Source organism: Pseudarthrobacter naphthalenicus, assembly GCF_029076445.1.
GTDB classification, from domain to species: Bacteria; Actinomycetota; Actinomycetes; order Actinomycetales; family Micrococcaceae; genus Arthrobacter; species Arthrobacter naphthalenicus.
The window spans coordinates 12530-38423 of record NZ_JARESG010000015.1; the positions used below are offsets into that span (position 1 = coordinate 12530).

29 protein-coding genes and 1 pseudogene are annotated in these 25894 nt (G+C 66.7%); 19 read left to right on the plus strand and 11 right to left on the minus strand.

Annotated elements, in window-relative coordinates; genetic code table 11:
• Nucleotides 1-2 precede the first annotated feature (2 nt).
• Genes PY310_RS14745 through PY310_RS14760 form a run of 4 tightly spaced genes read left to right on the plus strand, consistent with a single transcriptional unit; the run spans nt 3 to nt 2072 of the window.
• On the plus strand, nt 3-431 hold the full coding sequence (locus PY310_RS14745) for a hypothetical protein (RefSeq protein WP_275215221.1): 429 nt from the start codon (nt 3-5) through the stop codon (nt 429-431).
• The gene (locus PY310_RS14750; RefSeq protein WP_275215222.1) at nt 428-655 is read left to right on the plus strand and encodes a hypothetical protein; all 228 of its coding nucleotides are present in this window, start codon (nt 428-430) and stop codon (nt 653-655) included. Before PY310_RS14745 ends, PY310_RS14750 begins: the two co-directional genes overlap by 4 nt.
• Nucleotides 652-1449, plus strand: coding sequence for a ComEA family DNA-binding protein (locus PY310_RS14755; protein WP_275215223.1), 798 nt, complete (start codon nt 652-654; stop codon nt 1447-1449). Before PY310_RS14750 ends, PY310_RS14755 begins: the two co-directional genes overlap by 4 nt.
• The gene (locus tag PY310_RS14760; protein ID WP_275215224.1) at nt 1446-2072 is read left to right on the plus strand and encodes a 4Fe-4S single cluster domain-containing protein; all 627 of its coding nucleotides are present in this window, start codon (nt 1446-1448) and stop codon (nt 2070-2072) included. The genes PY310_RS14755 and PY310_RS14760 overlap by 4 nt, the downstream gene beginning before the upstream one ends.
• Before the next feature lie 86 nt (nt 2073-2158).
• Here PY310_RS14760 and PY310_RS14765 read toward each other — a convergent pair whose 3' ends face one another.
• Nucleotides 2159-2659 carry an MFS transporter gene (locus PY310_RS14765; protein WP_275215225.1) on the minus strand — a complete coding sequence of 167 codons (501 nt, stop codon included), beginning with the start codon at nt 2657-2659 and terminating at the stop codon, nt 2159-2161.
• Between the two features lie 99 nt (nt 2660-2758).
• Here PY310_RS14765 and PY310_RS14770 point away from each other — a divergent pair, with 99 nt between their 5' ends.
• From PY310_RS14770 to PY310_RS14780, 3 genes are all read left to right on the plus strand, one after another.
• Nucleotides 2759-2911 carry a hypothetical protein gene (locus PY310_RS14770; protein WP_275215226.1) on the plus strand — a complete coding sequence of 51 codons (153 nt, stop codon included), beginning with the start codon at nt 2759-2761 and terminating at the stop codon, nt 2909-2911.
• A gap of 112 nt (nt 2912-3023) precedes the next feature.
• Entirely contained in the window at nt 3024-3272 is a 249-nt protein-coding gene (locus tag PY310_RS14775) for a type II toxin-antitoxin system Phd/YefM family antitoxin (RefSeq protein WP_275215227.1), read from the plus strand.
• Entirely contained in the window at nt 3269-3538 is a 270-nt protein-coding gene (locus PY310_RS14780) for a Txe/YoeB family addiction module toxin (protein ID WP_275215228.1), read from the plus strand. Before PY310_RS14775 ends, PY310_RS14780 begins: the two co-directional genes overlap by 4 nt.
• Nucleotides 3539-3603: 65 nt before the next feature.
• On the opposite strand, the gene PY310_RS14785 is transcribed toward PY310_RS14780, so the two are convergent.
• Complete coding sequence (locus tag PY310_RS14785; protein ID WP_275215229.1) at nt 3604-4839, minus strand: endonuclease/exonuclease/phosphatase family protein; 1236 nt, start codon at nt 4837-4839, stop codon at nt 3604-3606.
• Between the two features lie 228 nt (nt 4840-5067).
• Nucleotides 5068-5334, minus strand: coding sequence for a hypothetical protein (locus PY310_RS14790; protein WP_275215230.1), 267 nt, complete (start codon nt 5332-5334; stop codon nt 5068-5070).
• A gap of 371 nt (nt 5335-5705) precedes the next feature.
• Here PY310_RS14790 and PY310_RS14795 point away from each other — a divergent pair, with 371 nt between their 5' ends.
• From PY310_RS14795 to PY310_RS14805, 3 genes are all read left to right on the plus strand, one after another.
• Nucleotides 5706-7388: an HNH endonuclease signature motif containing protein gene (locus PY310_RS14795; RefSeq protein ID WP_275215231.1), complete on the plus strand. Its 1683-nt coding sequence runs from the start codon at nt 5706-5708 to the stop codon at nt 7386-7388.
• 200 nt (nt 7389-7588) lie between these two features.
• Nucleotides 7589-8545, plus strand: coding sequence for a lipid kinase (locus PY310_RS14800; protein WP_275215232.1), 957 nt, complete (start codon nt 7589-7591; stop codon nt 8543-8545).
• On the plus strand, nt 8542-10179 hold the full coding sequence (locus PY310_RS14805) for an alpha-amylase family glycosyl hydrolase (RefSeq protein ID WP_275215233.1): 1638 nt from the start codon (nt 8542-8544) through the stop codon (nt 10177-10179). Before PY310_RS14800 ends, PY310_RS14805 begins: the two co-directional genes overlap by 4 nt.
• Here PY310_RS14805 and PY310_RS14810 read toward each other — a convergent pair.
• Nucleotides 10176-11411 (minus strand): hypothetical protein, encoded by a 1236-nt coding sequence (locus tag PY310_RS14810; protein ID WP_275215234.1) that lies wholly within the window; start codon nt 11409-11411, stop codon nt 10176-10178. The genes PY310_RS14805 and PY310_RS14810 overlap by 4 nt on opposite strands.
• A gap of 4 nt (nt 11412-11415) precedes the next feature.
• Nucleotides 11416-11835, minus strand: coding sequence for a hypothetical protein (locus PY310_RS14815; protein ID WP_275215235.1), 420 nt, complete (start codon nt 11833-11835; stop codon nt 11416-11418).
• Nucleotides 11836-12511: 676 nt separating this feature from the next.
• Here PY310_RS14815 and PY310_RS14820 point away from each other — a divergent pair.
• Nucleotides 12512-12835, plus strand: coding sequence for a hypothetical protein (locus PY310_RS14820; RefSeq protein ID WP_275215236.1), 324 nt, complete (start codon nt 12512-12514; stop codon nt 12833-12835).
• Between the two features lie 420 nt (nt 12836-13255).
• Here PY310_RS14820 and PY310_RS14825 read toward each other — a convergent pair whose 3' ends face one another.
• Complete coding sequence (locus PY310_RS14825) at nt 13256-13975, minus strand: polysaccharide deacetylase family protein (RefSeq protein WP_275215237.1); 720 nt, start codon at nt 13973-13975, stop codon at nt 13256-13258.
• A gap of 238 nt (nt 13976-14213) precedes the next feature.
• The gene (locus PY310_RS14830; protein ID WP_275215238.1) at nt 14214-14666 is read right to left on the minus strand and encodes an OsmC family protein; all 453 of its coding nucleotides are present in this window, start codon (nt 14664-14666) and stop codon (nt 14214-14216) included.
• A gap of 74 nt (nt 14667-14740) precedes the next feature.
• On the opposite strand from PY310_RS14830, the gene PY310_RS14835 reads away from it, so the two are divergent.
• Nucleotides 14741-16117, plus strand: a complete 1377-nt coding sequence (locus PY310_RS14835; protein WP_275215239.1) for an APC family permease — start codon at nt 14741-14743, stop codon at nt 16115-16117.
• A 68-nt stretch (nt 16118-16185) separates the two neighbouring features.
• Here the strand turns inward: PY310_RS14835 and PY310_RS14840 are convergent, their stop codons facing one another.
• On the minus strand, nt 16186-17058 hold the full coding sequence (locus PY310_RS14840; RefSeq protein ID WP_275215240.1) for a DUF1295 domain-containing protein: 873 nt from the start codon (nt 17056-17058) through the stop codon (nt 16186-16188).
• A 117-nt stretch (nt 17059-17175) separates the two neighbouring features.
• On the opposite strand from PY310_RS14840, the gene PY310_RS14845 reads away from it, so the two are divergent.
• Genes PY310_RS14845 through PY310_RS14855 form a run of 3 tightly spaced genes read left to right on the plus strand, consistent with a single transcriptional unit; the run spans nt 17176 to nt 19978 of the window.
• Nucleotides 17176-17661, plus strand: a complete 486-nt coding sequence (locus tag PY310_RS14845) for a MarR family winged helix-turn-helix transcriptional regulator (RefSeq protein WP_275215241.1) — start codon at nt 17176-17178, stop codon at nt 17659-17661.
• The gene (locus PY310_RS14850) at nt 17658-19535 is read left to right on the plus strand and encodes an AMP-dependent synthetase/ligase (RefSeq protein WP_275215242.1); all 1878 of its coding nucleotides are present in this window, start codon (nt 17658-17660) and stop codon (nt 19533-19535) included. The genes PY310_RS14845 and PY310_RS14850 overlap by 4 nt, the downstream gene beginning before the upstream one ends.
• A complete protein-coding gene (locus tag PY310_RS14855; RefSeq protein WP_275215243.1) occupies nt 19532-19978 on the plus strand; it encodes a DUF2177 family protein in 447 nt (148 codons plus the stop codon). The genes PY310_RS14850 and PY310_RS14855 overlap by 4 nt, the downstream gene beginning before the upstream one ends.
• Nucleotides 19979-20002: 24 nt before the next feature.
• Here PY310_RS14855 and PY310_RS14860 read toward each other — a convergent pair whose 3' ends face one another.
• The 3 genes from PY310_RS14860 to PY310_RS14870 all read right to left on the minus strand — a co-directional run bounded on the left by PY310_RS14860 (nt 20003) and on the right by PY310_RS14870 (nt 23230).
• Nucleotides 20003-21103 (minus strand): N5-glutamine methyltransferase family protein, encoded by a 1101-nt coding sequence (locus tag PY310_RS14860; protein WP_275215244.1) that lies wholly within the window; start codon nt 21101-21103, stop codon nt 20003-20005.
• Nucleotides 21104-21279: 176 nt separating this feature from the next.
• On the minus strand, nt 21280-22794 hold the full coding sequence (locus PY310_RS14865) for an MFS transporter (protein WP_275215245.1): 1515 nt from the start codon (nt 22792-22794) through the stop codon (nt 21280-21282).
• A gap of 268 nt (nt 22795-23062) precedes the next feature.
• On the minus strand, nt 23063-23230 hold the full coding sequence (locus PY310_RS14870) for a hypothetical protein (protein ID WP_275215246.1): 168 nt from the start codon (nt 23228-23230) through the stop codon (nt 23063-23065).
• Nucleotides 23231-23240: 10 nt separating this feature from the next.
• Between PY310_RS14870 and PY310_RS14875 the strand changes: the two are divergent.
• The 4 genes and pseudogenes from PY310_RS14875 to PY310_RS14890 form a co-directional block, all read left to right on the plus strand.
• A pseudogene (locus PY310_RS14875) lies at nt 23241-23591 on the plus strand (glycerophosphodiester phosphodiesterase family protein); the annotation flags it as partial.
• Between the two features lie 115 nt (nt 23592-23706).
• Complete coding sequence (locus PY310_RS14880; RefSeq protein WP_275215247.1) at nt 23707-24057, plus strand: glycerophosphodiester phosphodiesterase; 351 nt, start codon at nt 23707-23709, stop codon at nt 24055-24057.
• Between the two features lie 37 nt (nt 24058-24094).
• The gene (locus PY310_RS14885; RefSeq protein WP_275215248.1) at nt 24095-24988 is read left to right on the plus strand and encodes a potassium channel family protein; all 894 of its coding nucleotides are present in this window, start codon (nt 24095-24097) and stop codon (nt 24986-24988) included.
• Nucleotides 24989-25089: 101 nt separating this feature from the next.
• Nucleotides 25090-25845: a hypothetical protein gene (locus PY310_RS14890; protein WP_275215249.1), complete on the plus strand. Its 756-nt coding sequence runs from the start codon at nt 25090-25092 to the stop codon at nt 25843-25845.
• Nucleotides 25846-25894: the final 49 nt, after the last annotated feature.

Sequence of the window (25894 nt, forward strand, 5' to 3'; positions counted from 1 at the left end):
CGATGAGTCTCGAAGTTCTTCTCATCCCACTCGGAATTGCAGCCATTGCCGCCATAAAAGAAGCGCGCAGCGCTGATCTTTGCGAAAAATGCAAGACCACCCGGATCAAGGATCAACAGCTCCTGCAGGACGCTCTCTTGGGTATGGGTGCCACCAGCCTCAGCGTAGCGGACGGTCGCATCACCGGTGGCAGCCCCTACGGCCGGATCACTTTCCAGCGGGTCGGCGAAGTCTTCCTCGGGCGAGTCGATGGCGCCGACGGCCAAGTCACAGACAACATGCTGGCTGCCCTGGATATGAGCGTGGGAGCGCTGCTCCAGCAGAGAACAATCGCGTCTCTGCACGAGCGGGCCGCCGAGATGGGGATGACCTTGGTCTCGCAGACCACGGCCAACGGAGAAGTCCAACTCGTTTTCGAACAGGCGACATGATGCAAAAAAAGACCATAACCGTCACCGTTTCGCCCTCTGGATCCATCACTGCCGAGGCCAGCGGTCCGGGTCCGGCATGTGCGGACGAACTTGCAGCTATCCAGGCACTCCTCCCCGATGCAGTCATCGTGGATTCCCGCCTGACACCTGCATACTTCCAGATCACCACTGCTCAAGAAACTGCAACTCAACAACTACAGCACGAAGGGGACAACGGACGATGACGCCCGAAGAAAAACTGTGTTCACGCACTTGGCGGCTACGCAACAGCGCCGGAGTCCTCTGGAGCATTCTCTCCTTCGGCTTCCTTACGGGCGTCGGATTCCTCATCCGAGGGGTGAAAGCCAAGAACAAGCTCTGGATCCAAATGGGCGTGGGATTTCTCGTCCTGGGACTCGGTCTTTTGGTGGCAACCGGATTCATTGACGCTGGCACAAAGGAAGCACCCGTCAGCTCCACGGCGAACACCATCTGGGGATGGATATGGTTCTCGACGTTCGTAGCCGGAGTCGTTCTATCAATAATCATGAACCGGAAGTGGCTGGTGTGGAAGGCCCACTCGGGCGACGCCAAGTGGTACGCCCAGGCTGGCACCTCCGCTCCCCCTGTCAACGCGCACACAGTTCCTGACCCCCACGCCGCTGCGGCGGCGGCCTTCAGGTCTACCGTCCCCTCAAGTCCAGCGCCGGCTGCCCAACCCGCCTCACCAGCGCACTTCTCCACTCCTCAGAGTGCCCCGTTGGCCACCGTTGACGTCAACGCTGCATCGGCCCAGGACCTCGCCGCATTGGGCATCGATTACGACACAGCCGGACGTATTGTGGAAGCCCGGACAAGTCGAGGACAGTTCACTTCCTTTGAGCAACTCATGTCTCAGGCCCAGGTACAGCCGCACCTCCTGATCCCGCACCGGCAAAAGCTTGCCTTCGGGGGCGGCGGGGTCAGCGCGGCCGAACAGGCCGCGCCGCAGCCGACCCGGCGAAATGCCAACCAAACGGCCCGCCGACTCGACCTTTGACTGCCGACGTTCTGCGCGTTGCCCGGGTCCTGCATGGGACAACAGCTGAAGGACCGGGGGTCCGGAGCGCCATCTGGTTCCAGGGCTGCAGCATCCAGTGCGCGGGGTGCATTAACCCCCACCTGTTCAGTTCGGCCGGCGGAAGCGACATGAATGTCAGTGACATCGTTCTAGCTGCCGTAGAAGGCGGAGTCGAGGGGCTTACTCTCATCGGCGGTGAGCCCTTCGACCAGCCCGCCGCTGGGGCGGAGCTGGCACGGATGGCCCAGGAACAAGGGCTCGGAGTCATCGCTTTCTCCGGCTACCAGTACGAGACACTCCTGCACAGGGACCAAGACACCGAACTGTTTCTTGGTGCTATCGACCTGGTCGTCGACGGCCCCTATCAGGCATGGAATCAGGAAACAGACCGGGCGTTGGTTGGGTCCACCAACCAACGCTTCATCCACATCTCCGATCGATACAGTTCCTATCGCCCAGAAATTTCCGCCAACCGCGTTGATATACGCGTCCTCCCTGATGGTTCCATCGACGTGGCCGGCTTCCTGGACACGAGCAACCTGAACGACCTGATGGAAGCGACGGGGACGAAAAGAAAGGCACGACGGACGATGACGGGGTAAGAAGCGACGCGCTAGGCAGATTCGATTCTTGACATCTCCGCAGGACCGCGGCACTCACGCAAGTGCCGCCGTCGGACATCCACGCCTCACATCACCGTCGGCTTCCCGGGCCGTCCCTTATGCTCCGCGCGTGCGATCTCAAAGCTGCTCCCGAACGGCAGCGAGTCCAGGTCCAGCAGCGGGTTGTTGTCCTGCGTCTCCACCAGCTTGCGGGCGGCTTCCTCCGATTCCACGCTGGGCATGGACCCGGGCAAGTGCCGCCGGGCTGATTCGGGCAGGAACCAGATGGCCACGGCGGCAACCGCAGCCACGGCCGTGAGGTAGTACGCAATCGCCATGTCGTCCCCGGTCAGTTCGATGAGGGACGCAATGATGAACGGGGCCGTCCCGCCGAAGCTGGCCACCGCCAGCTTGTAGGCGATGCCTATGGCCGAGTAGCGGTGCTCGGTGGGGAACAGTGCCGACCTCGCCGCGGCGAGGTTCGACACCGAAAACGCCACAGGGAACGCGACCACGGCCAGGACCAAAAGCCTTGCCGGGAGGCTGCCCGCCGCTCTCGCCAGGAACGCCGGAACTGCAAGCAACACCGTGCTGGCGGCCTGCCGATCACCGAGGTGTATTTCAGCGGGATCGCCCGCGCTCTGTGTGCTGAGTCCGCGATCATCCGTTCGCTGTCGGACCTTTCCGTGCGCCAGGACTGGATCGACGCCGGAGCCCAGGGAACGTTCGTGGCCGACTGCCGGATCACCTCGAGGGTCCGGGCCCCGCGGATGAGCGAGTGGATGCAGGCCAAACAGGGGGCGAAGGCGGCTGTGGCGGCTGGTCATGCCGGCGGGTAGGCCTGCGACTCATCGGAGCCCGGGGAGCTTGCGGGGCAATGACCGCAGGCCAAACAAAGCAGCCTGACCACAGGTCCGACTGGTACCATATCCAGTACACAAGGAGGAAGACATGGCAATCACCGCAAGCGAGGCACGGCGGGATCTCTTCGGCCTCATCGAACGCGTCAACCTCGATCACACCGAAGTCGAGATCACGTCCAAGCGCGGATCCGCAATCCTCATGTCCAAGGAAGAGTACGACGCCCTGGTGGAGACCACCCATCTGCTGCGGTCGCCGAAGAACGCCCAACGATTGCTCTCATCCCTTGCTGCCGTCCGGGATGGTCAAGTCACCGAGCACGAGCTTACTGATCCGTGACCGCCGGCCGAAGGCTGGCATGGACCGCCGAAGGGTGGGAGGACTACCTCTACTGGCAGACCCAGGACCGCAAGACACTCAGGCGGATCAACACCCTCATCGAAGACACCTTGCGCGATGATCCCTTCGAGGGCATCGGCAAGCCGGAGGCCCTGAAACACGCGCTGGCCGGAGCATGGTCCAGGCGCATCGATCAGGAACACCGACTCGTCTACATGGCGGATGACCAGTACGTGACCATCCTGCAGGCCCGCTACCACTACTAACGGCTGGTCCCCGACGACCGGCCGTCGAGGGCCGGTTACGGGAGGCCGGACCGGCCGGGGCTTCGTCAGCCGCGCACCTGCATGTCCACCCACACCAGACGGTGGTCGCTGCTGGGGAACGGATAGACCCCGGTCAGCCGCGAGAGCGGATCAGCCTGGGTCGGCCAGAACACGCCGGAGCCGAGCACCGTGGCCTTGCGTGAGGGCAGCACGTAGTCCGCCCGCAGGTTGCCGGGCGCGGTGTCGCCGAAGTCGGCGGTGTCGTAGCGGGGGTCGCCTTGATGGGCGGCGTTGGCTCCGCCCTGCAGGGCCGCCGCCTCCACGGCACCGGCGGAGGCTGGCAACGGGTCCACCACCTGCTTGGAATCCAGGAGCTGGTCGACCGCGGCCGCCACGGAGTCGCCGTCGAACGGGTCAGCGTTCTGGTCCCCGACGATGACGAACGGTTCGCTCGGCAGGAGCCCGCGCTTCATGCCGTGATCGTCCACGATGTACTGCGACTTGCCCGGGGTGATGTAGTCGGCCCAGAACCGGATTTCGTCGTGGTTGCGGCGGCCGTTCCGGTCCTCGGGGCCGTCGAAAGTGGGCGGCGTGGGGTGCGAGGCGAGCACGTGCACCGTTTCACGGCCCACCGTCACCGGCACGTCCCAGTGCGACTTGCTGGACAGGCGAACGACGTCGAGCTCTTCCTGCGAGAACCAGTCGGCCGGTTCGGGCGTGGCCGGGTTATCCGGCAGGAGCGCCCCCGGCATGTCCTTCCACAGGAAGTTTTGGAACGTCCGCACGTTCTCCGTGTCGATGGGGTACTTCGACAGGATGGCCATGCCGTACTGGCCCTCGAAGGCGCCGAACCCGAACGCGTCGTCGCCACCACCCACCTTGCCGTCGTTATTGAGGTCGAATGCGCTGGGGATCCCGGTGTTCGACGGCGCCACATAGGCGTGGGGGAAGTTCACCGGGTCAGCCCCGCCCTGACCGACCGCCAGGTAGTTCTCGCGGAACAGGTCGGCGGCGCGCATCCCGGGCACGTAGTCGAACTCATTGAGCAGGATGACGTCCGGGTTAGCACGCTGGATGACCTCGGCCACGGTGCGCGCCTGCTGGTTGTCCGGAGTGCTCAGATCCTTCTCAAGTTCGCCGGCGCTGGCCCGGTTGAGCGACAGGTTGTAGGTGGCCACCCGCAGGTCCAGCGTGTGGTCCTTCTTGGGCTCGGCGGTGGCCGGAGCTGCGCCGAAACCAATGGCGAGGCTGCCGAGAACAGCGGCGGTGGCGGCAGCGGTGAATGTGCGTCTCGTGGACATGGGACTCCTTGACAGGGAAAGGCGGCAGTAGGGACGAAGTTGCGTTCAACGTATGCCTCCGAGGTGACCACGAGGCGTACCTCAGGCGAACAGAGATGAAGCCCATCGCACCACCCGGCCGGGCGCTCTCCCCGATGGCACAAAAAGGAGGCCGACGGCGACACCCAGTGTCCGCCGTCGGCCTCCCTTAGTGCCCTCGCGGCGCTGTCCCCGCAGCGCGCTTGGAACCTAGGCCGCCGTGGGAAGCGTTACGTAGCTGCCCTCGATGACGCGTGCGGCAACGACGGGAGTGCCGTCTGCTGTGACATAGCTGCCGCGCGTGGTGGGGTGCAGGCTTCGGGTGCCGGCGACGGCGACATAGCTGCCCTCGCCGCCGGCGGGACCAGCCACGTAGCTGCCGCCGCGCACTGCGGCGTCAGCCACGGAGGTAGCGGCAGCAGTCTTGACGGTGGTTTCGGTTGAGGATGCTGCGGGGCGTTCGGTCAACAAAGTCATGGTTTCTCCTTAGGTTTTGCAGTATGAGGGCCATACAGGTTCTTGTGCCGCTCAAGCAGGAGGGCGGTCGCACGTTGTCGCTTGCCCTGCTGGCCCGGGTATGTTCACCGGTGCGGCACTCAAGGGCTTCGATGGCCTGCCTCCAACCCTATGGGCTTATCGTGAGCTACTCAAAATAAGGTGCCCTTCGACACCTTCACGCGTCGCGGGACAACTGCCCCGACGACGACGACGACGGCGAGTAGCGCCGACGCGGGGCCGCCAGGAACGGCGACGGCGGGTCTTCTTGAAAGTACGACGGCGGCGCGCACCTTGAGAGCGCGCCTTTGGCCGCCGGCCAAATTGTCGTACCCCCGTTAGAGGATGTTGGTATGGGAACCAGCGCGGGGACGGGGACAGTTATGGAGGCTATCTATGCCACCGTTGCTGCTCTCGCCGCGCTCGATGCCGAGGACGCTGCCCTCGCCTCCACCGGTGCTTCGGCTGTGGCCGGGGACGGTGTGGATGTGCTGGCGCGCGCGTACGAAATTCGGTTGGAACGGATGGGGCTGGAAAAGAAGCTGGAGGCCCAGGCTGCAGCCAGGAAGGCCAGGTCCGTGGCCGAAGCCATGGACCTGCAACACGCGATGACCCCACCAGACGCGCCCCTGCATGAGCGGACCTACACCGAGATGTCCACGGTTGAGGAAATCGGCGGGATCCTGACCATCAGTTCCGGGGCCGCGTCCGCGTTCGTGGATCAGTCCCGGCAGCTGTGTGCATTGCCGCCGGTCATGGACGCCCTCTCCACAGGCAGCCTCTCCTGGCAGCAGGCACGGATTTTCGCCGACGAGACCGAGGCTTTGGATCATCCCGCCGCGGCCGCTTTGGTGGCGCACTTCCTCGACCCCGACGCCCCTAACCCGGCGAGGGGTTGCCCCGCGCCGGAACTGGTGCCGGCCCGGTTACGGGCAAAGGTGCGGGGCTGGCGGGAACGCCATCACCCGGAATCGATCGAGAAGCGTCACCGCAAAAGCGCCGCGGACCGGCGGGTGGAATTCACTCCGGACCGGGACGGGATGGCCTGGATCGCCGCATACCTGCCGGCAGACCAGGCGTTGGCGATCTCGAACGAGCTCACCGCCACCGCCCGCAGCCTCCAAGGACCTAACGAACCCCGCACTCTGACCCAACTCAAGTCCGACGAATTCGCCAGACGCCTCCTTACCAACAGAACAGCCACCATCCCCACCACAGTCTCCCTCCAGGGCGAGGGCGACGCGCCGGAGGACCCGCTTGGCGTGGCCACTCTCATGGGCTCCGATGAGCCCATGCAAGAGTTCTGCAGCTTCGATACTGCCGCAAACAGTGACCGCCCCGACCAGGCTGAACCGGTGTTGAGCGGAACCACCACGGATCCGGATGCAGGCAAGGCCCCCACGCTCCGCGCCGAGGTTCTCGTCACCGTCCCGTTCTTCGCACTCCTGGGCCTCACCGACGAACCGGCAGAGCTAGACGGTTACGGGCCCATTCCCGCCTCAATGGCCCGTCAGCTCCTCGCCAACGGCGCCGAATCGTTCCGCAGGGTCCTGCTCGATCCCAGCGACGGAACACCCCTGGAAATCGGTCGCACCAGTTATCGACTCACCAAGGCGATGAAAAAGGCGCTGCAGCTGCGGGACGGCAAGTGCGTATTCCCCGGCTGCAACAACAACTCCTTAGACAACGACACCGACCACCTGCAGGCGTGGCAGCACGGCGGAACCACCGGAATCAGCAACCTCGCACAGCTCTGCCCCCGCCACCACGGCCTGAAACACAACAGCGGGTGGACCCCCACGGCCTCAACCAGAGATGAGCCACCCGGCTGGACATCACCCACCGGCCGCCACTACCAAGCCGAACAACCCGACCGCGAACCACCACAATGGCCGCCGGGAGTCCTCCCGTCCCGCGTCAATCCGTCGGCAATCGTTCCGCCGAAAATCAGTGGGTCGGAAATAGGTTCACCGGAAGATGGTTCATCCCTAGTCAGTCCGCTGGAAGGGCTGCTGCTCCAGCTCTTGTCCGGATGATGGGCCACATATTCAAGGTGCTCTAACCACGTACTGAAGCTCGGTTATGAGGACTTGCACGAGGGCGGTGGAGCCCGCTGTCCGGCGCCGCCTTGGGCTCCCCCGCATGCAGATTCCCGTCGCTGAAACTTATGCACCGCCGTCGTGGTTTCCGCCGACGCCATAGGAAACCCACAGGTCCGCCGCATACCATGGCGCACATGAAATCTCCCCGGGACGTCCGCTCCGCCGCCGTTGTCATCAACGCCGGATCCCGCCGAGGAGCGGCCCACGAACTTGCCGTGGACACGATGCGCAAGGCAGGCGTGCCCGTCTCCGCCGTGCACGCCGTGCTGTCCGGAGGCGAGCTGGCCGGGACGCTTGACCAGGTGCTTGCGGACGGGCACGACCTGGTGGTTGTCGGCGGCGGCGACGGGACGGTGTCCTACGCCGCCGGCCGGGTTGCCGGTACCAACGTGGTGCTCGGTGTTCTTCCGCTGGGCACCGCCAACGACTTCGCCCGCACACTGGAGATTCCGAGCAACCTTGCCGAGGCGTGCGCCACCATCGCAGAAGGCAAAGTGGTGGACATCGACCTCGGCCGGGCCAACGGCGAACCGTTCCTCAACGTCGCCTCCGCGGGCCTGTCGGTATCCGTGACCGAAGCCCTCAGCCCCCGGCTGAAGCGGTACATCGGGCCGCTGGCCTACAGCATCGCCACGGTTCTGGCCTATGCCCGGCACAAACCGTTCCGGGCCCGCCTCGAGTTCCCGGACGGGGACCACGAGCCGCTGGAGCTCGAGGACCTGCTGCAGGTGGCCGTCGGCAACGGCCGGCACTACGGCGGCGGCAACACGGTCTCCCCCACCGCCGGAATCGACGACCACCTCCTGGACATCTACGCCATCCTGGCCGGCCCGCTCCGGGAACACGTGAGCATCGCACGGCTGCTCAAGGACGGCAGCTTCATCGAACACGACCGCGTGTACCACCTGACCAGCCGCCATGTCCGGCTCATCACCGAGCCGCTGCTTCCGGTGAACCTCGACGGCGAGATCGCCGCCACCACGCCCACCGACTTCACCGTCCAGCGCAACGCCGTCCACGTGGTGGTGCCCCAGAGCAGCACCAGCGCCCTGTTCGACGGACCTGGCGCCGCGGACCAACCACCGAAATGACGCACGACGGCGGCGCCCGCCTTCCAGGTCCGGTCACCGGGCAGTGGTGGGACTCCGCCGTGATCTACCAGGTGTATCCGCGCTCCTTCGCGGACGGCAACGGCGACGGCGTGGGCGACCTCGCAGGCTTGGCCGCCCGGCTGTCCTACATCGCGTCCCTCGGCGTGGACGGGATCTGGATGACCCCGTTCCAGCCCTCCCCGCAGGTGGACCAGGGCTACGACGTCAGCGACTACTGCGGCGTGGACCCGCTGTTCGGCACCATGGACGAGTTCGATGCACTCCTGGGACAGGCCCACGCGGGGGGCCTGCGGATCCTGCTGGATGTGGTCCCCAACCACTGCTCCTCCGCCCACCCGCTGTTTCAGGCCGCTGTGGCCGCCCGGCCCGGCTCGCCGAAGCGGGAACTCTTCCACTTCGTCGAGGGCCGCAGGTCCGGGCCCGGGTCCGTTTCTGACGTTCCGCCGAACAACTGGCAGAGCGTCTTCGGCGGCCGGGCCTGGTCCCGCGCCAACCCGGACTCAGACACGGACACCGACTGGTACCTGCACCTCTTCTCCCCCGGCCAGCCGGACTGGAACTGGCGGAACCCCGCGGTGGGCGACTACTTCGAAGGGGTGCTCCGCTTCTGGTTCGACAAGGGCGTGGACGGCCTCCGGATCGACGTGGCGCACGCCCTCTTCAAGGCCGACGGCCTGCCGGACGCGCCCTCCGCCACCGACGTGGTGGACGGCCTGCGGTCCAACCCGCTGGTTTCGGACCAGGAGGACGTCCATGAGGTGTACCGGCGCTGGCGCAGGCTCGCGGAGAAGTACCAGCCGCACCGCCTGCTGGTGGGCGAGGTCAACCTGGAACCCTCCCGGGCCGCCCGCTACACCCGCGCCGACGAGATGCACCAGGCGTTCGCGTTCGCCTTCGTGAAGCTCGGCTGGGACCCGGAAGCATGGGCTGCCGTGGGCTCAGAGCTGGAGGCCGCGCGGCAGCTCCACGGCGCGGCGCCCAGCTGGGCGCTGGAGAACCACGACATTGTCCGGGCCGTGACCCGGTTCGGCGGCGGGAACCTTGGCGCCCGGCGCGCACGGGCCGCGGTGTTGGCGCTGCTTGGCCTGCCCGGCGCCGCCTACCTTTATCAGGGCCAGGAGCTGGGCCTGCCGGAGGTGGATGTCCCGCTGGCGGCCCGGGCGGATCCGATGTGGGCGCGCGGCGGCATCACCCGCGACGGCGCCCGCGTCCCGCTCCCCTGGACGGAGTCTCCTTTGTTGAGCCACGGGTTTTCCTCGGCGCAACCGGCGGCGGCGCCCTGGCTGCCGCAGCCCCCCGGCTGGGGTTCCTACGCGGCCGAAACCCAGCAGCAGGACCCCGGTTCCATGCTCGCTCTGGTGACTGCCGCCGTCGGCCTCCGCCGCCAGCTTTGGGAGCAGGGCGTGTTCACCGCGGACGACGACGGCAGCTGGCGGGTGGAGCCCGGGAACCTGCTAGTCTGCGAACGCAGCCCCCGGTTCCTGGTTGCCGTGGCGATGGGAACCGAACCGGTGCGGCTGCCGGCCGGGACCGTGCTGGCCACTGCCGCGCCGTTGGACACCGGCGGCTGGCTGCAGCCGGACAATGCCGCGTGGGTGCTGCGGGAACCCTAGGCCCGTGACCCGGGCGGCTGGGGAGCGTCCCGGCGCGGTGTCCTGCCGACCGGTTTCATCTCTGCGGCGAACCGAACCCCATCCTCAAAACTGGCCCCGTCCAGCCGCTTCACCAGGCGCTTGGCCTGCCGGAGCACGCGGGCCCTGTGGCCGGGCGCATCGGCGGCCAGGGCATCCAGGACGGTGTTCAGCCGTTCCAAAGACTGCCCGCCGATACGTTCCGTCCCGTTCCCCAGCCAGGTGCCGGCGTCGTGCACCAGCCCGTTCAAGGCCTCCCTGACGTCCGGGCGCTGCTCCGCGAGCATGGCCAGCGCGGGGCTGGCCGCGGCGAATTCCGCCCACCATGCGCCCAGGCCCGGGGACTCACGGAATGCTCCGTCCCGGAAGACCCGCATCGCATCGAAGCTCTTTGCACGGGACTCCTCCTGCCGGGCCTCGCGGAAGGCACTGGACGAGAACAGCGTCTCAAGGTGGCAGTCCAGCTGCGGGAAGCCGCGGAACACGCCGCTGATCTCCCAGTCCCCGTCCCCGGATTCGTCCCCGGACCACCGCCGATTGATCGGGATCGCCGGCGTGGCCACCAGCTCATCGGTGGTGGTGGTGAACGCTTCAGTGCCGATCCCGTCGTCGTTGTTCCCGAACGTCGCGTACCAGATCAGCTCCCACCCGGACATGGCGTTCTTGACCGCCGCCTTGACCGACGTGGCGGCCGAGGCCTTCACCTCCTCGATCGCGTCCTTGATCTGCTGCGGCGTGGGTGCCGCCAGCGCGTACTGGAAACTCGCGGCCACCTTGACCACCGCCAGCTGGACGGCATCCACAAACGCCGCGTACCCCGTGTTCGCCAGGGAGTCCGGCCAGCCGTCCTCCTCCATGAGGGACACCACCACACCGGCGAAAGCGGGGAGATCGTCTTCGCCGAGCAGGGCGCGCAGCCCGGCATCGTTGACGGGGATGGGTTTCAGCTTGGTGGACCAGAGGCCGACGGCGTCCGGCACCGGAACATCATCCCCTGCATCCACGTCCGTGTTGCCCAGGTTCCCGTGGCTTCCGTTGCTGGAAACGATGGTGGGTGAGCCGATCAGCCCGGACCCGGCCTCCACGGCGAAGTTGTCCCCGTCCACCTTGAAAAACACGGTCCAGATATACGGCTCCGCATTTCCCCACCCATCGCCCTCATCATGGCAATGGACATTCTGCAGCACCGTTTCCAAATTCAGTGTGGCGCGCATGGAATTACTTCCCGCCACCGTCATCAAGCATGGGCTGTTCTTCTTCACCGGGTAACGGCCGGTGCACCGGCCCGCGGATTTGGCGGCGGGCCATGGATTGAATCCTCGGCGCTTCAGCCGTAACCGTCAGGCCTGAAACAGCGGACGCGGCGCAGCGGCCCGAAGAACTCAACTTGCTGGTAAAACACATTCGCCCCGGACCGTACTGGGTACTGCCCCAGATATTGAAGGAAAAGGCCCACCAGCTGTAAAGAATTCCGTTTTCGCAGCCTTTCAGATGGCTGGCCAGCCCGTAGCCGGTCTCCTCAACCCAGCTGAAGTCATAACACCACTTGGTCACTTTGCGCGTGCACGTATCGAACCACTCCCAGGGCCACGCCCCGGGACACCAATACGTTTCCGTTACCACTACTTGCTGCGGCATGGCCGTCTCCTGACACTCCGCCGGCCGTGCTGCGGGCAGGCCGACATCCCGGCATGACGCCGGGGCAACACGATAATTAGGACCGGCTCCGCTTCCGGAACCGTGGCAGGCGCAAAAGCCTGTTAAGGAAAGCGGCGCGCTGTTCACAGCTGCTGCACGGCGGGATTCCGGCCAAGGTTGTCAGATCCTTAACCGCATCGCCCAGCCCGATGCTCTCCCCGTCACTTATCCAAAAAGGAATTATTCGCCGGTCCTGCCAGTGGCGGGACCGCGCAGGCCATTCCTGAAATTGATTGCGGGCCATAACCGATCCCTTTTTGAATGTCACCGGCAGGGTCTTTTACCTTTTCGGCTGCCGCTGCCTACGGTTCAATATCATCCTCGCCGGAGACGAAGCCGTCAATGGCTTTTGAGCTGATTACTAAAGTCGTTGGATACTCTCATTTTCGCGGCTGCTCGGCCGTTCCCATGCTTGTTCGGTAGCACATAACTCCAGGCGAACGGAGATGAATACCCACCGGAAGGAGGCCGGCGACGGCACCCCGCGTCGCCGTCGGCCTCCCTTTCAGTGCGGTGCCGGGACGGCCGCCCGGTTAGGGCATTTGTCCCCTGTTCGCCGACCGGCGCCGGGACTACTCTCAGCCGCATCAGCATCCACCGCCGTCGAGGAGCCGTCATGCCCGGGTTTGTGCAGATCATCGAATTCAAGTCCTCCCGCATCAAGGAGATCGAAGAACTGGGCCGTCCCTCCAGAACCGAGGGAAGCACTACGCCCACGTTCCGCCGCATTGTTGCCACGGCTGACCGGGACCACCCCGGGACCTACTTCACCATCATCGACTTCGATTCCTTCGACTCCGCGATGGAGAATTCCGGCCGGCCCGAAACGTCGGAGTTCGCAGCCAAGATGGCGGAACTGTGCGATGGGCCGGTGATCTTCCACAATCTCGATGTCATCTGGGAGGACACCGGGGACGGGGCGGACACGCCAACACCTTGACCGTTGTCCGGGCTCAGACACTCCTGCGTCCGAGAAAGTTTCGTGCGCAGTTGGCGATGACTTCGGCGTCTTTCGGAAAACCTATGAAGTTCCCCGAGGTCCGTCGGATGAGCCACCGCAACCCGATGAACCAGATGCCCGGAGCCGGCGAAGCGGGCCCGTGGCGCAACGGTGCCCCTGCGGGATCCGTCAGGTCCTGCCCTAGCCAGCTGAAGGCGCCAGTGTAGCCCGTGCACCAGACAACGCTGCCGATCCCTGCGCGCCGGAGGCGAAGGTGGCGGGGGTGTTTCCGTAGCTCAACAGTTCGGCAACGAAAGGTACCCGCGCGGCTTACCTAAATTAAAATCACCGTCTGGACAAACCCTTCGGGCCCTCCTTGTGAACCCCGGATCAATGTCGGCGGAGGATGCCTTTGCCGGATTAGGTGGCGACGAGGAAGTCTTCGAGGAGGACGACTTCGAGGCCGGCGGCGGTTTGGGCTTGCCGGAAGGCTGCGAGGTCTGCGGCGAATTCGGGTCGGAAATGCATCAGGACGATGTCGCCGGGGCGCAGGGTGTTGCCGACCTGATAGTCCATGTGGCCTGAGTTGGCCTTCGCTTCCCACGTGATGATGGCCTTGAGGCCGGCGTCGGCGACTGCTTTGCGCATCACGTTCGAGTACGCTCCACCCGGAGGACGGAAAAGGGTGGGCCGCCGTCCGTACTGCTGCTCGGCGTAGGTTTGCATTCCGGTGATCTCGGCCAGTTGCTGACTGTAGGACATGTCCCGAACCATGTTGATGTTGTGGCTGACCGTATGGTTTTCAACGAGGCTGCCCTGGGCCTTGAGGGCCTTGAAGAAGTCCGGGTTGTCCTGAACATAATTGCGGGTCAGGAACAGGGTGGCGGGAAGGTCGGATTCTGCCATGAGTTCTGGCATCCGGGGTGTCTTGGCGATTCCGTCATCGATGGTCAGGAAGACCACCGGGTGCTGGGTCTGGATCCTGGTGATAACCGGGGCGAGTCCGTTCTGGACTGGAGGAAGGCGGTAGTCGGGGGTAAAAGTCTTCCGGAGCCGCTTGGAGGACGTAGGCGAAGGCGTCACCGAGGGGTCTGGTGATGACACCATCACCGGGGATGGCGCACCGGCTGCCGGTTCCATTTCAGCAGTCTCTGGTCCGGCGCAGGCGCTAATCCCGGCCGCCAGGGCTGTGCCGACTAGCGCGAGGGCAGCCCGGCGCCCAACACGTGCTCGAGTGCGTGTTGCGGGGTCAAAATACATCACGGGTCTACTTTCAACCAGGGCAGGGAAGACGTTCAAGCTTCATGATGGCATGAGGGTAGAGCCCGCGGATCAAGGCGGGGCCCGGCAGTGCGGGCTCAGCCCTAAGGAGTTCGGGTCAGCCCTCGGTGTCACCCACCGCGACGTGGACCTCGTTGGTGACGGCGGTGCCGTGCTCCACGGTCCGTGAGACGGTGCAGTACTTCTCGTGGGAGAGGTCCACCAGCCGTTCCACCATCCCGGCGGCCTTCTGTCCCTCGTCCGTATCGGGAAAGGCCAGGTTGAAGGTCAGGTGCAGCCCGTCCACCCGGTTGGCACCGTCCTCCACCACCTTGTGGCCGGTGGCCGAGACCTGGAAGGCCGTGGGCTCGGCACTTCGAGCCGTCACGGTGTCCACGTCGATGGCCGAACATCCGGCGATCGCCGCCAGGAGCAGCTCCACCGGGCTCAGCAGGCCCTCGCCGTGGCCGAATTCAAGTTCCGCGCCGGCGGCATTACGCGCCACGTAACGGGCCGTGGCCGTACGGGTCAGCTCGACGGAACGCAGCGTGGGGTCTTCTGTTTCGCTCATGGGACCATGATGCCACCGGTGAGGCCGCGGGCCGGGATGCCGTTTCCGTGCACCCGGCGCCGCTGAGGAGCAGAATGATCCCCATGGACCTGCAGGCACCTGCCCCGGACACCGGAACGCTGCGGCGCAGCATCTCCCTGGGCCAGCTCATCTTCTTCGGCCTGGTCTTCATCGGGCCGGCCGCCGCGGTGGGGATCTTCGGCACCCTGGATGCGAAATCGTCAGGCGCGGTGGCAACGGTATACGTCATCGCCACACTGGTCATGGGGTTCACCGCGCTCAGCTACATGCGCATGTCCCGGGAGGTGCCCCGCGCCGGTTCGGTCTTCGCCTATGCGGGAGCGGGCATCGGCCCGCGGGCCGGCTACGTCTCAGGCTGGATGATCCTGCTGGACTACCTGCTCATACCCTCCGTCGCCTACATGTTCACCGGGATCGCCCTGAATTCGCTGTTCCCGGCCGTCCCCATCTGGGCCTTCGTGGCGGTGGCGGTCCTGGCCACCACGGCCCTCAACCTCGCGGGGGTTCAGGTCGCTTCCAAGGTGATCACCGGCGTCGTGCTCCTGGAAGTGCTGGTCCTGCTGGTGGTGCTGGTGTTCGGGGTCTGGGTGCTGGTGTCCCACGGACCCACGCGGCCCTGGCTGAGCCCGTTCACGGGGATTGGCGGCTTCTCAATTACCGCGGTCCTGGCTGCGGTGTCCGTGGCTGTCCTGTCCTTCCTCGGCTTCGACGCCCTGGCCACCTTCGCCGAGGAGGCCAAGGGCGGCGTCCGGATGGTGGGCCGTGCCACGATGCTGTGCCTGGCCGTGGCCGGGGTCCTGTTCGTGGCGCAGAGCTACGTGGGCGCCCTGCTCTCCCCCACCAGCCCGGCGGAACTTGCCGCCAACCCCGCGCTGGAAGGTGCCGCCTATTACAACGCGGTGGATACCAGCATCGGCCCGTGGCTGCACTGGCTGCTGGCCTTGTCCAAGGCCGCGGGCGCTGCCTTCGCGGCGATGGTGGGCCAAGGCGCGGGCAGCCGCATCATCATGGACATGGCCCGCGAACGGCGGCTGCCCCGTGCCCTGGCCACGGTCTCCGCCCGCACCGGGGTGCCTGTGCGCAGCATCCTGCTCGCCGCGTCCGGGAACATCATTGTGGCCGTGTGGGCGGCCACCCGCGGCGACGGCCTGGACATCCTCAGCTCGGCCGTCAACGTCGGGGCCATGACGGCGTTCATCCTGCTGCATGCCTCGGTGATCGGCTACTTCCTGGTCAAAAAGCTGGGCCCCGGCCCGGGAAACTGGTTCCTCCACGGCGCAGTTCCCGCCGTCGGGGCCGCCTTTTTGGTAGTGGTGCTGGCGTCCGCCACGCCCGTTGCCCTGACGGCGGGACTCATCTGGTTTGTCCTGGGCCTCGCCGTGGCCGCGATCATGTTCCGGCGGCGGAAAGGCGTCGAGTCCGGCGCCTGACCCAGCCCGCGGGCCGCGGCCCGCGGCCCGCAGCCTGCAGCCCGCGGTTCCTGGTTGCCTACGACCCTCTACTTGAGCCCCGGGATCAGCACCGGGGTGTTCCGCTTGTAGGCCTCGTAGTCGGCCTGGCCGCCCCACTTCCGCTCGGCCTTCTTCTCGAGCATGGGGATGCCGCTGGCCTTGGTGAGCAGCAGCGCCACAAACACGGGGGAAATCAGGGCCACCCACTGCCAGCCTTCCAGCACCGGAACCGCGATCAGCAGCACGCCGATCCACAGCACAATCTCGCCGAAGTAGTTGGGGTGCCGGGACTTCGCCCAGAGCCCGGTGGAAATGAACCTGCCCTCGTTGGCCGGGTCCGCCTTGAACCGGCTCTTCTGGTTGTCCGCCACCACCTCGATGCCGAACCCGACTGCCCACACCACGACACCGGCCAGCGCCCACCAGTCCAGCGCCACCCGCGTGGCCGACGTAATGGCGATCCAGGCCGCCGCCGCGGTGAGGACCACCCACAGCCCCTGCACGGTCCAGGTGTTCAGGAAGCGGACAAAGGAGGGCTTGATTTCGTCAAAGCGATCGTCCTTGCCGTGCTTGGTGACCCGGCGGAACAGGAAGGTTCCCAGCCGCAGCGCCCACACCATCACCATGGCCGCCAGCAGCCAGCCGCGGGCGTCCATGTCCGGGCTGAGCAGCACCAGGAACAGCGTGATGCTGATATACGTCAGGGCGCCGGTGAAGTCGTAAAACCGCTCCGTCTGCGCCTTGAACGCCGGGATGAACGCCAGCCACTGGATCAGGAAGGCCGCGGCCACTCCCAGCCCGAACAGCGGCCAGCCGCCCACAGCGGCACCGCCCTGACTGCCGGCAACCGCCACAAGCGCGCCGACGAGCACCACCACAGGCAGCACGATGGCCGCCTTGCGTTCTGATTCCTTGGTCATCAAAGCCCCTTTCCCGCCCGCAGCCCTTGCCGGACATAACGCTAGCCAGTCACTATGCTAGGCCAGCTAATATTCAAACCGATTTGATGGTTCCACAGTATTGGGTATTATGAGTACATGCAAACGCAACAAGATGGGATGACGGAAGCCACGTCCTTTCATCCGGCCGCGTTCATCCTGCAGGGGATGTTCGCGCTCGCCAATGAGACCGAACGCGAGGTGGCCCGCACCCTGGGCCTGAACCTCACCGATTACCGTGCCCTCTCGGTGCTGGCCCAGGTGGGGCCGGTGACGGTGGGAAAGCTCGCCGAGGAACTGGGTGCTTCCGCAGCCACCACCACCGCGATCGTCAGCCGGCTGGAAGCCCACGCCTACGCGGTGCGGCTGCGGAGCGCCGAGGACCGGCGGCACGTGCGGGTGAACGTCACCCCCGCGGCGTCCCGGGACATCATGGATCTGATGCGGCCCCTGGTCGCCGCCACCAGCACGTACCTGTCGGCGCTCCCCGCCGCAGACCAGGCCGTCGTGGAGGCCTTCCTCCACGCCGCTGCCGGCCAGATGCAGGCCCATTTGAACGCACTTTCACAAAAGGATGCCCGTTGAGAGAGATCACCTCCCCGCCCCTGGTGTCCACCGCCGGCCACCGGAACGCCACCGACCTGCTGATGCAGCGGTTCCGGTCAGACCCCGGGCACGTCGCCTTCGAGGTGCGCTCCGGGGGAGCCGCGATCACCGAGCCCTGGCGGCAGGTGACCACGCAGCAGTTCGTCCACGAGGTCCGGGCCCTGGCCAAGGGCTTTATCGCCGCCGGACTGCAGCCGGGCGAATCGCTCGCCATCATGTCTCCCACCCGCTACGAATGGGCCCTGGCGGACATGGCGGCGTGGTTCGCCGGCGCCGTCGTGGTTCCCATTTACGAAACCTCGGCCCTGCCCCAGGTGACCGCCATCCTCAAGGACGCCGAGGTGCGCCTCGCCGTGGCGGGCAGCGCCGCGCACGCCCTCCTGCTGGAACAGGGATTCGAGCAGGCCGGGACGGCCGGCCTCGGCGTGTGGACCATGGACGCCCGCCAGGTCAGTGACCGCGCAGACCTTGCCAGGCTGGCGGCGGCGGGCGCGCACGTCCCCGATGCCGCCGTCGAGCAGCGCCGCCTGCTGGCGGATCTGGACTCGGTGGCCACCATCGTCTACACCTCCGGCACCACCGCGGCGCCAAAAGGTGCCCTCATCACCCACGGCAACTTCGTGGGCCAGGTGCTGAACGTGGCCGCCGCGTACACCGAGGTGGTCCGGGGTGACGGGAACACCATCATCTTCCTGCCCATGGCCCATGTGCTGGCGCGCGGACTCCAGCTGATCTGCCTGGCCAACGGCATGCGCATCGCGCACCTGTCCGATCCCCGGGACGTGGTTCCCGCCCTCGGCGCGCTGAAACCCACGTTCCTGGTGGTGGTCCCGCGCGTTCTGCAGAAGATCCAGGCATCCGCCGCGGCCGCCGCCGCGAAAAAGAAACTCGGGCCGGTGTGGGCTTTGGCGCAGCGCACCGCCGTGGAATGGGGCAGGTTTGCAGAAGCGCACGACGCCGACCCCACCGTGCGTGCCCCGTTCGGCCTGCGTGCCCGGCATGCACTGTTCGGCCGCCTCTTCTACGCGCGGCTCAGGACGCTGGTGGGCGGCCGGCTGGACTTCCTGCTCTCCGGCGCCGCCGCACTCGATGCCGAACTGTCCCTGTTCTTCCGCGGCCTGGGCCTTCCCGTCATCGAGGGCTACGGGCTGACTGAGACCACCGCCCCGCTGACCGGGAACATGCCCGGGTCCATCAAGGCTGGCTCCGTGGGCGTCCCCATGCCCGGCACCACGGTGCGCATCTCTGAACAGGGCGAGGTGCTGGCCCGCGGCGTGGGCGTTTTCGCCGGTTACCGCCGGGCCGCCGACAACGAAGAAGCCTTCGAGGATGGGTTCTTCCGCACGGGCGATCTCGGGGCCCTGGATGAGCGGGGCCGGCTTACCCTCACGGGCCGGAGCAAGGACGTGATTGTCACCGCCGGCGGCAAGACCATCTCGCCCGCCATCTGGGAAGGCTATGTGGAGGGGGACCCGCTCGTGGCACACGCGGTGATGGTGGGCGAGGGCAAGCCCTACCTCGGCGGACTGGTGCTGCTGGACCCCGAGTCCGTGGCGGCCTGGGCCGAGCGCGAGGGCATCTCCGATCTGGCCGGCCTGCGCATTCCTCACGGCGGGGGCGCAGTGCAGATCGACGACAGCCGGCTCCTGAGCGCCATCGGCAAGGCAGTCAACGCCGCCAATGCGAAGATCGCTCGGTCCGAGCAGGTGCGCCGCTTTGTCCTCCTGCTCACGGACCTCAGCGAGGCCAACGGCTTCGTGACCCCCACCATGAAACTCAAGCGCGGCGCCTTCACCGAACACGCCCGCCCCATCGTCGAAAAACTCTATGCCGAATCAGGGAGGCGCGCATGAACGCCCAGGGCAACGCCCCAGTCAAAAAGTGGTTGCTGGCCTATGCAGTGGCTGCGGTGCTGTTTGCCGTGCTCGACGTCCTCTGGATCACCACCGTGGCCAGCCGGCAGTATGAAAGCCAGATTCCGGGCCTGCTGGCTGACAGCCCCAACGTGGCCGGCGCTGCAGCCTTCTATCTCATCTATGTCGCGGGGATGGTGCACTACGGCATCAGGCCGAACCAGCAGCGGGCCACCATGCGGCAGCGGGTGGCCGGCGGGGCGCTGTTCGGCTTCTTCACCTATGCCACCTGGGCGCTCACCGGGCTGGCAGTCCTCAAGGACTTCCCCGCCCTCGTTGCGGTCACCGACATTGCCTGGGGCGTCGCGGCCTGCAGCGCCGTCACCTGGCTCGCGGCCACGCTTTTGAAGCTGGGCCTCGTCAGGCACCCTTCCGCGTCCTAGGGACAAGTCCATCGCCCCCCGGGACTACCGGGGAACAAGCCGCCAGAGGGACGTGACCTCGGCGGAGCGTGCCTGGAACAGCGGATCGTTGGGGTCCGATGCCTTCGCATGCGTTGGCCGGGTGTCGAGCCGTTCCGTCACTTTCAGCCCGGCCGCTTCGATGGCGGTCAGCAGGTCCTCCCGCGAGCGCAGGCCAAGGTGTTCGGCCAGGTCGGAGAGCACCAGCCAGCCTTCACCGCCGGGCTCCAGGTGGGCGGGGAGTTCGTTCAGGAACCGGAACAGCATCCTGCTGCCGGGGTCGTAGACGGCGCTGTCCAGGCTGGAGTGCGGCGTGGCCGGAAGCCAGGGCGGGTTGCAGACGATCAGCGGTGCGCGTCCGGGCGGGAACATGTCCGTCAGGACGGCTTCGGCACGGTCCGCGACGCCGAGGTTCCGGAAGTTCTCGGCGGCGCAGGCGATGGCGCGCGGCTGGTTGTCGGTGGCCACCACGCGGCGGACGCCGCGGCGGGCGAGGACGGCGGCGAGCACCCCGGTGCCGGTTCCGACGTCGAACGCCAGCGTGTCAGCCGGCAGCGCAGCAGTCGCCACGAGGTCCACGTACTCGCTGCGGGTGGGGAAGAACGTGCCGTAGTGCGGGTGGATCCGGCCCTGCAGCGCCTCGACGTAGACGCCGTTCCGCCGCCACTCGTGCGCGCCGATGGCCCCGACCAGCTCATGCAGGGACACCACGGAGGGTTCGCCGATCTCACCGTACGCTTCCGCGGCGGCCTCCCGGATGTCCGGTGCGCGGCGCAGCGGCACCACCGGACCGGGGTCAAGGGGAATCAGCAGCAGGCCGAGAATGCGTGCACGGTGCGAGGCGGCCTGGCGGTGCCGGTAGAACTGATCGGCGGGGATTCCTCCGGTCTTCTTTCCGGCGCCTACCCGCCGGTCCAGGGCGTTGAGGATCTGCCGCGCGTTGTGGAAGTCACCGTGCCAGAGCATCGCGACCCCCTGGGATGCCATCCGGTTCGCGTCATCGGCCGTGAGGGAATCGTCCACCACTTCCACCCGCGTGGGCGCCGGCCGGCCGTTCGCCGAACGCCAGCGCGCGGTCCTGCTCTCGCCGGCCTCGGTCCAGGTCACGACGGCGGGTTCCTCCGCCGCAGGGGTGTGCGCGGACGCGGGGGGGCTGGCGGGAGCTGCTGGGTCAGTGCTGATAGAGGTTCCATTCCGGGAAATTCGGGGGCCGGAGTCAGGCCCTGGTCGATGGCCCCGGGGACCCTTGAGCTACCTTGTCAGGATACAGGGGTGCCGGCCCGTCACCGCTCCCCCGCCCTGCCTTCGGGTCCCGCGTGCGCCGCCCTTCCGGCCTCGTATCCGGGGCCGAACGGCAGCGTGGCCATGTCCAGCAGGGGGTTGGCGTCCTGGGTTGCCACCAGTTCGCGGGCGGCCTGCTCCGAATCCACGCTGGGCATCGACCCGGGCAGGTGCCGCCGGGCGGATTCGGGCAGGAAGTAGATGGTGACCGCGGCGATGGCCGAGGTGGCCATGAGGTAATACGCGGGCATCAGGTCGTTGCCCGTCAGTTGGATCAGGCTGGCAATAATGAACGGCGTGGTGCCGCCGAAGATGGCCACGGCAAAGTTGTACGCGATCCCCATGGCCCCGTAGCGGTGGGCCGTGGGGAACAGCGCCGGCAGCGCGGAGGCGAGGTTGGCCACGTAGAACGTCACCGGGAAGGCCACCAGGGCCAGGCCGGTGACCGTGGCCGGGATGGTTCCGACGGAGATCAGGGTGAAGGCCGGCAGCGCCAGGACCACCGTGCTGATGGCACCTATCCACAGCACCGGGCGCCGGCCGATCCGGTCCGAGAGATGGCCGGTCAGCGGAATGCACAGGGACATGACCACCAGGACCGGAATGGTCAGGAGGGTCCCGTGGATTTCGTCGTAGCCCTTGTTGGTGGTCAGGTACGTGGGCATGTAGGAGGTCAGCGCGTAGCCCACCGTGTTGGCGGCGGCCACCAGGATCATGGCCAGCACGATCCGCTGCCAGTGGGCCTTGAGGATTCCCACCGGGCCCAGGGGACCGAGCACCTCCCCGGTTTCGGGGTGCCTGGCCGTCTCCGCCTCGGCCTCAAGGGTTGCCCGGAACGCCGGCGATTCCTCAATTTTCATCCGGAAGTAGATCGCAATGATGCCCAGGGGCCCGGCAATAAGGAACGGAATTCGCCAGCCCCAGGCCTCCATCCCGGCCTGGCCCAGGATGAGCTGGAGGACGGACACCAGACCGGCGCCCAGGGCGAAGCCCAGATAGCTGCCCATGTCCAGGAAGCTGACAAAGAAGCCGCGGCGCTGGTCCGGGGAGTGCTCACTGACGAACGTAGTGGCGCCTGCGTACTCGCCCCCGGTCGAAAACCCCTGCACCAGCTTGGTGACCACCAGCAGCACGGCGGCCCAGATGCCCAGGACCGAGTACCCGGGGAGCAGACCGACGGCGAACGTGGCCGCGGCCATGAGCATCAGGGTCATGGCCAGGACCTTCTGCCGGCCGATCTTGTCGCCCAGCCAGCCGAAAAACACCCCGCCCACCGGGCGGGCGATAAACGTGGCCCCGAACGTCCCCAGGAGGAACAGGTTCTGCACGGCTTTGTCCGCTTCGGGCAGGAACACCGGCCCCATGGTGGTGATCAGATACCCGAAGACCCCCACGTCGTACCATTCCATCGTGTTCCCGACGATGGTCCCGCCCAGCGCTTTCCGGAGCGTCCGGTGGTCAACAACATTGACGTCTGAGACGCGGAGCCGGCGCTTCTGCAGAGGTTGCCGGGTCATGGCTGCCCCACCGCCGCATCGAAACTACCCCCCAGCTGGCATTCAGGCACTTGTACCTCCAGTGGACACACGCCACCGACGGATGGCGCCGTCTTTGGCATTGGACTCGCGATGCTGGCGAAGCCCGGGTGCCCGGCAACCGTGCCGGGCTGACAGGAAGAGCCGAATGGTCAAGGTGCGGACGGAACCCTGCGTTCAGTCCCGGCCCAGGTCCCATGGCGGCTGATTTTATGTGCTTCGACCATTCTGGCACCGCCACCCGGGCGCATCAATGAAATCCCAGGAGGAAACCACCCATGCGCCACGTCCTGACTGCTGCGGCAGCCGCCGCCCTCATCGCCGCCATGGCGAGCCCCGCCGTCGCCGCCCCGGAGAACGGGGCCGGCACGCCGTCGTCGAACGCTGCCGGCGCTGCCACCTCGGCGATCAAAGTCAACGAACGCAACGTGTCCTTCGACCTGCAGAGCCACCGCGGCGGCCGCGGCGAGTGGACCGAAGAGTCCCTCACCGCCTTCGCCAACTCCCTGAAGCTGGGCGTGACCACCCTGGAGCTGGACACCCACCTGACAGAGGACGGCAAGGTGATCGTCTGGCACGACGACACCATCCAGGCGAACAAGTGCGTCGACACCGCACCGGCCACCGCCGGCGACCCCGAGTTCCCGTACGTGGGCGACCGCGTGGCCGAGCTGTCCCTGGCCCAGGTCAAGACCCTGGACTGCGGCTTCATGCAGCTGCCCGGCTACCCGGACCAGGACGTCATCGAGGGCAACCGGATCGCCGAGCTCAAGGACGTGTACCAGCTGGCCCGCGACACCAACGCCGCGAAAGTCCGCTTCAACGTGGAAACCAAGGTGAACGACAGCGAGATCGGCGGCGCCGGCATGGAGTCCCTCACCCGGGCTGACCCTGGTGGCACTCTCCAGCGGCGACGCCTGGATGGGCGTGGGCCAGCCCGGCAAGAGCCCCAACCTGGGCGGCATCGACATCGACGACTACAACGGTTCGCTTCCCAAGGCGGCAGCCGCCCTGGGGTACGACGCCGTCTCCCCCACGTTCCGTTCCGTCACCCCTGCGATGATCACCGATGCCCACGCAGTGGGGCTGCCCGTCATCCCCTGGACCGTGAACACCACCGCGGACATGGCGCGCCTGATGGACCTGGGCGTGGACGGCATCATCACCGACTACCCCACCCGGCTGCGCACCCTCATGGAGGAACGCGGGCTGAAGCTGCCCAAGGCGTACGAGGCCAAAGGCTAGTTTCCCCGGCGTGGCCGTGCCGCTTCTAAGATGAGGGATGGACTTCGAGGACACGCTCTGGACGGTGTTGGGCGCCGGGCTGGTTCTGCTGATGCTCGTGGACGTCTTCCGTACGCTCCTTTACCCGCACGGCTCCGGGCCCCTGGGCCGGGCGATCATGCGCGGGTTCTGGCTGGTGTCGAGGAAACTGCGGGGCCGGGGCACGTTCATCGCAGCGCCCCTGGCGATGGCGGCCGTCATCGGTGCGTGGGCCGGCCTGGCGGCCGTCGGCTGGGCCCTGCTCTACCTGCCCCACCTGACGGACGGTTTTGTTTATGGTGCCGGGGTTCCGCTGCAGGCCGACTTCGCCGAAGCCCTGTACATGTCCCTGGTCACGCTCTCCACGGTGGGCTTCGGCGACATCGTGGCGGCGCATCCGGTGCTCAGGCTGGTGGTTGCCCTCGAGGCCGTCACCGGATTCGGGTTGCTGACGGCAACGGTCACCTGGATCCTGCAGACCTTCCCGGCCCTCAACCGTCGCCGGGCGCTTGCCCATCAGCTGAACCTGCTCCGGGAAGCCGCAGGTCCGGCCGGCCTCCTGGCGGTGAACCCGGCTCACGCGGCCGGACTGCTGGAGTCCATCGCCGGGAACGTGGCGTCGGTGAGCATAGACCTCCTCGCGTTCCACGAAACCTACTACTTCCGTGAAATTGAGCAGCGCGGTTCCCTGCCGGCCACCGTGGCCTACGCCCAGGAGCTGGTATCCCAGGCGCAGCGCAGCGAGAACGCTGAACTCCAGTTCGCAGGCCGCATGCTCCATGCCGCCCTCGAAGGACTCGCGGAAGTCCTGCGCGGCAAATTCGGCCACGCCGGAACCACATCCGCCGATGTGTTCGACAGCTACGAACTGCACCACCGGCACGTGCGGCGCCGGGATCCCGGCGCGGAATAGCGTCGGGACCCGCGTGCAGGGTGGGCCAAAATGGGGCAATTGCCCCATGCCCCTGCCGCGGCCCGGTCATAGGCTCGGGTCATGGAGAAAAGGAGGCGGCCATGACCATCTACCAGCCGCAGACATCAGCAGAGGCAACACCGAAACTTGCCGAACTTCCGGACGACGCCGCCGAGCATTTCGCTGGCTACGCCGTCCTGGGCCTACCTTTCAGCAGTGGCCACTACCTGGCCTTCCGGGATTTTCCGGTCAGCTCCGTGGGCCCCGGCTACCGCTCCGTCTGGCACCGCACACCCGCCGGCGAGTGGACCATCTACGCCAACACCGCACCCGAATTCAGTTGCGCCCGCTATTTCGGGACGGCCGTCCAGCACACTGTGGAGACCGACGTCGACATCCAGTGGAGCGAGCCGTTCACCGCCCGGATCACGGTTCCCGGCGCCGTTGACTGGCGCCTGCAGCTAGGCACGTCCGCGGCCACCAGGATGCTGACGGCCATGGCCGTGCGGATGCCGGAACGCCTTTGGCGGAACGAGCTGGTGCTCCGGGCCATGGGAGCATTCGCCGGCCCGCTGCTGAACGCCGGCAGGATGAAGGTCGCGGGTGTGGTGCCGAACGGCCAGACGTTCCAGGCCCAGCCGCGGCAGTTGTGGCTGGTGACGGAGTCCCGGGCCACAATCCAGGGCGCGGACGCGGGAGTCCCGGGGGCACTCCCGGTCCAGGACCACCTGGCGGACTTCTGGCTTCCGCAGCGCGGCCTGTTCGGGGCCCGGGTGGGCGTCAGGTTCCCGTCCACCGCGCCTCCCGCCGGACCCGGTCCTGCCCGGGTAAAGGCCGGGAAGAACCAGGCCGCATAACCGCCGCGAGCGTGGTCCCTACTGCCATGGCTGACGGCTTCCTAGAATG

Bases quoted from the DNA above. Each gene is read 5' to 3' on its own strand.
- PY310_RS14745 (WP_275215221.1), top strand. From the start codon at position 3: ATGAGTCTCGAAGTTCTTCTCATCCCACTCGGAATTGCAGCCATTGCC.
- PY310_RS14750 (WP_275215222.1), top strand. From the start codon at position 428: ATGATGCAAAAAAAGACCATAACCGTCACCGTTTCGCCCTCTGGATCC.
- PY310_RS14755 (WP_275215223.1), top strand. From the start codon at position 652: ATGACGCCCGAAGAAAAACTGTGTTCACGCACTTGGCGGCTACGCAAC.
- PY310_RS14775 (WP_275215227.1), top strand. From the start codon at position 3,024: ATGGCAATCACCGCAAGCGAGGCACGGCGGGATCTCTTCGGCCTCATC.
- PY310_RS14785 (WP_275215229.1), bottom strand. From the start codon at position 4,839: ATGTCCACGAGACGCACATTCACCGCTGCCGCCACCGCCGCTGTTCTC.
- PY310_RS14790 (WP_275215230.1), bottom strand. From the start codon at position 5,334: ATGACTTTGTTGACCGAACGCCCCGCAGCATCCTCAACCGAAACCACC.
- PY310_RS14795 (WP_275215231.1), top strand. From the start codon at position 5,706: ATGGGAACCAGCGCGGGGACGGGGACAGTTATGGAGGCTATCTATGCC.
- PY310_RS14800 (WP_275215232.1), top strand. From the start codon at position 7,589: ATGAAATCTCCCCGGGACGTCCGCTCCGCCGCCGTTGTCATCAACGCC.
- PY310_RS14805 (WP_275215233.1), top strand. From the start codon at position 8,542: ATGACGCACGACGGCGGCGCCCGCCTTCCAGGTCCGGTCACCGGGCAG.
- PY310_RS14810 (WP_275215234.1), bottom strand. From the start codon at position 11,411: ATGCGCGCCACACTGAATTTGGAAACGGTGCTGCAGAATGTCCATTGC.
- PY310_RS14815 (WP_275215235.1), bottom strand. From the start codon at position 11,835: ATGCCGCAGCAAGTAGTGGTAACGGAAACGTATTGGTGTCCCGGGGCG.
- PY310_RS14820 (WP_275215236.1), top strand. From the start codon at position 12,512: ATGCCCGGGTTTGTGCAGATCATCGAATTCAAGTCCTCCCGCATCAAG.
- PY310_RS14825 (WP_275215237.1), bottom strand. From the start codon at position 13,975: ATGGAACCGGCAGCCGGTGCGCCATCCCCGGTGATGGTGTCATCACCA.
- PY310_RS14830 (WP_275215238.1), bottom strand. From the start codon at position 14,666: ATGAGCGAAACAGAAGACCCCACGCTGCGTTCCGTCGAGCTGACCCGT.
- PY310_RS14835 (WP_275215239.1), top strand. From the start codon at position 14,741: ATGATCCCCATGGACCTGCAGGCACCTGCCCCGGACACCGGAACGCTG.
- PY310_RS14840 (WP_275215240.1), bottom strand. From the start codon at position 17,058: ATGACCAAGGAATCAGAACGCAAGGCGGCCATCGTGCTGCCTGTGGTG.
- PY310_RS14845 (WP_275215241.1), top strand. From the start codon at position 17,176: ATGCAAACGCAACAAGATGGGATGACGGAAGCCACGTCCTTTCATCCG.
- PY310_RS14855 (WP_275215243.1), top strand. From the start codon at position 19,532: ATGAACGCCCAGGGCAACGCCCCAGTCAAAAAGTGGTTGCTGGCCTAT.
- PY310_RS14865 (WP_275215245.1), bottom strand. From the start codon at position 22,794: ATGACCCGGCAACCTCTGCAGAAGCGCCGGCTCCGCGTCTCAGACGTC.
- PY310_RS14885 (WP_275215248.1), top strand. From the start codon at position 24,095: ATGGACTTCGAGGACACGCTCTGGACGGTGTTGGGCGCCGGGCTGGTT.
- PY310_RS14890 (WP_275215249.1), top strand. From the start codon at position 25,090: ATGACCATCTACCAGCCGCAGACATCAGCAGAGGCAACACCGAAACTT.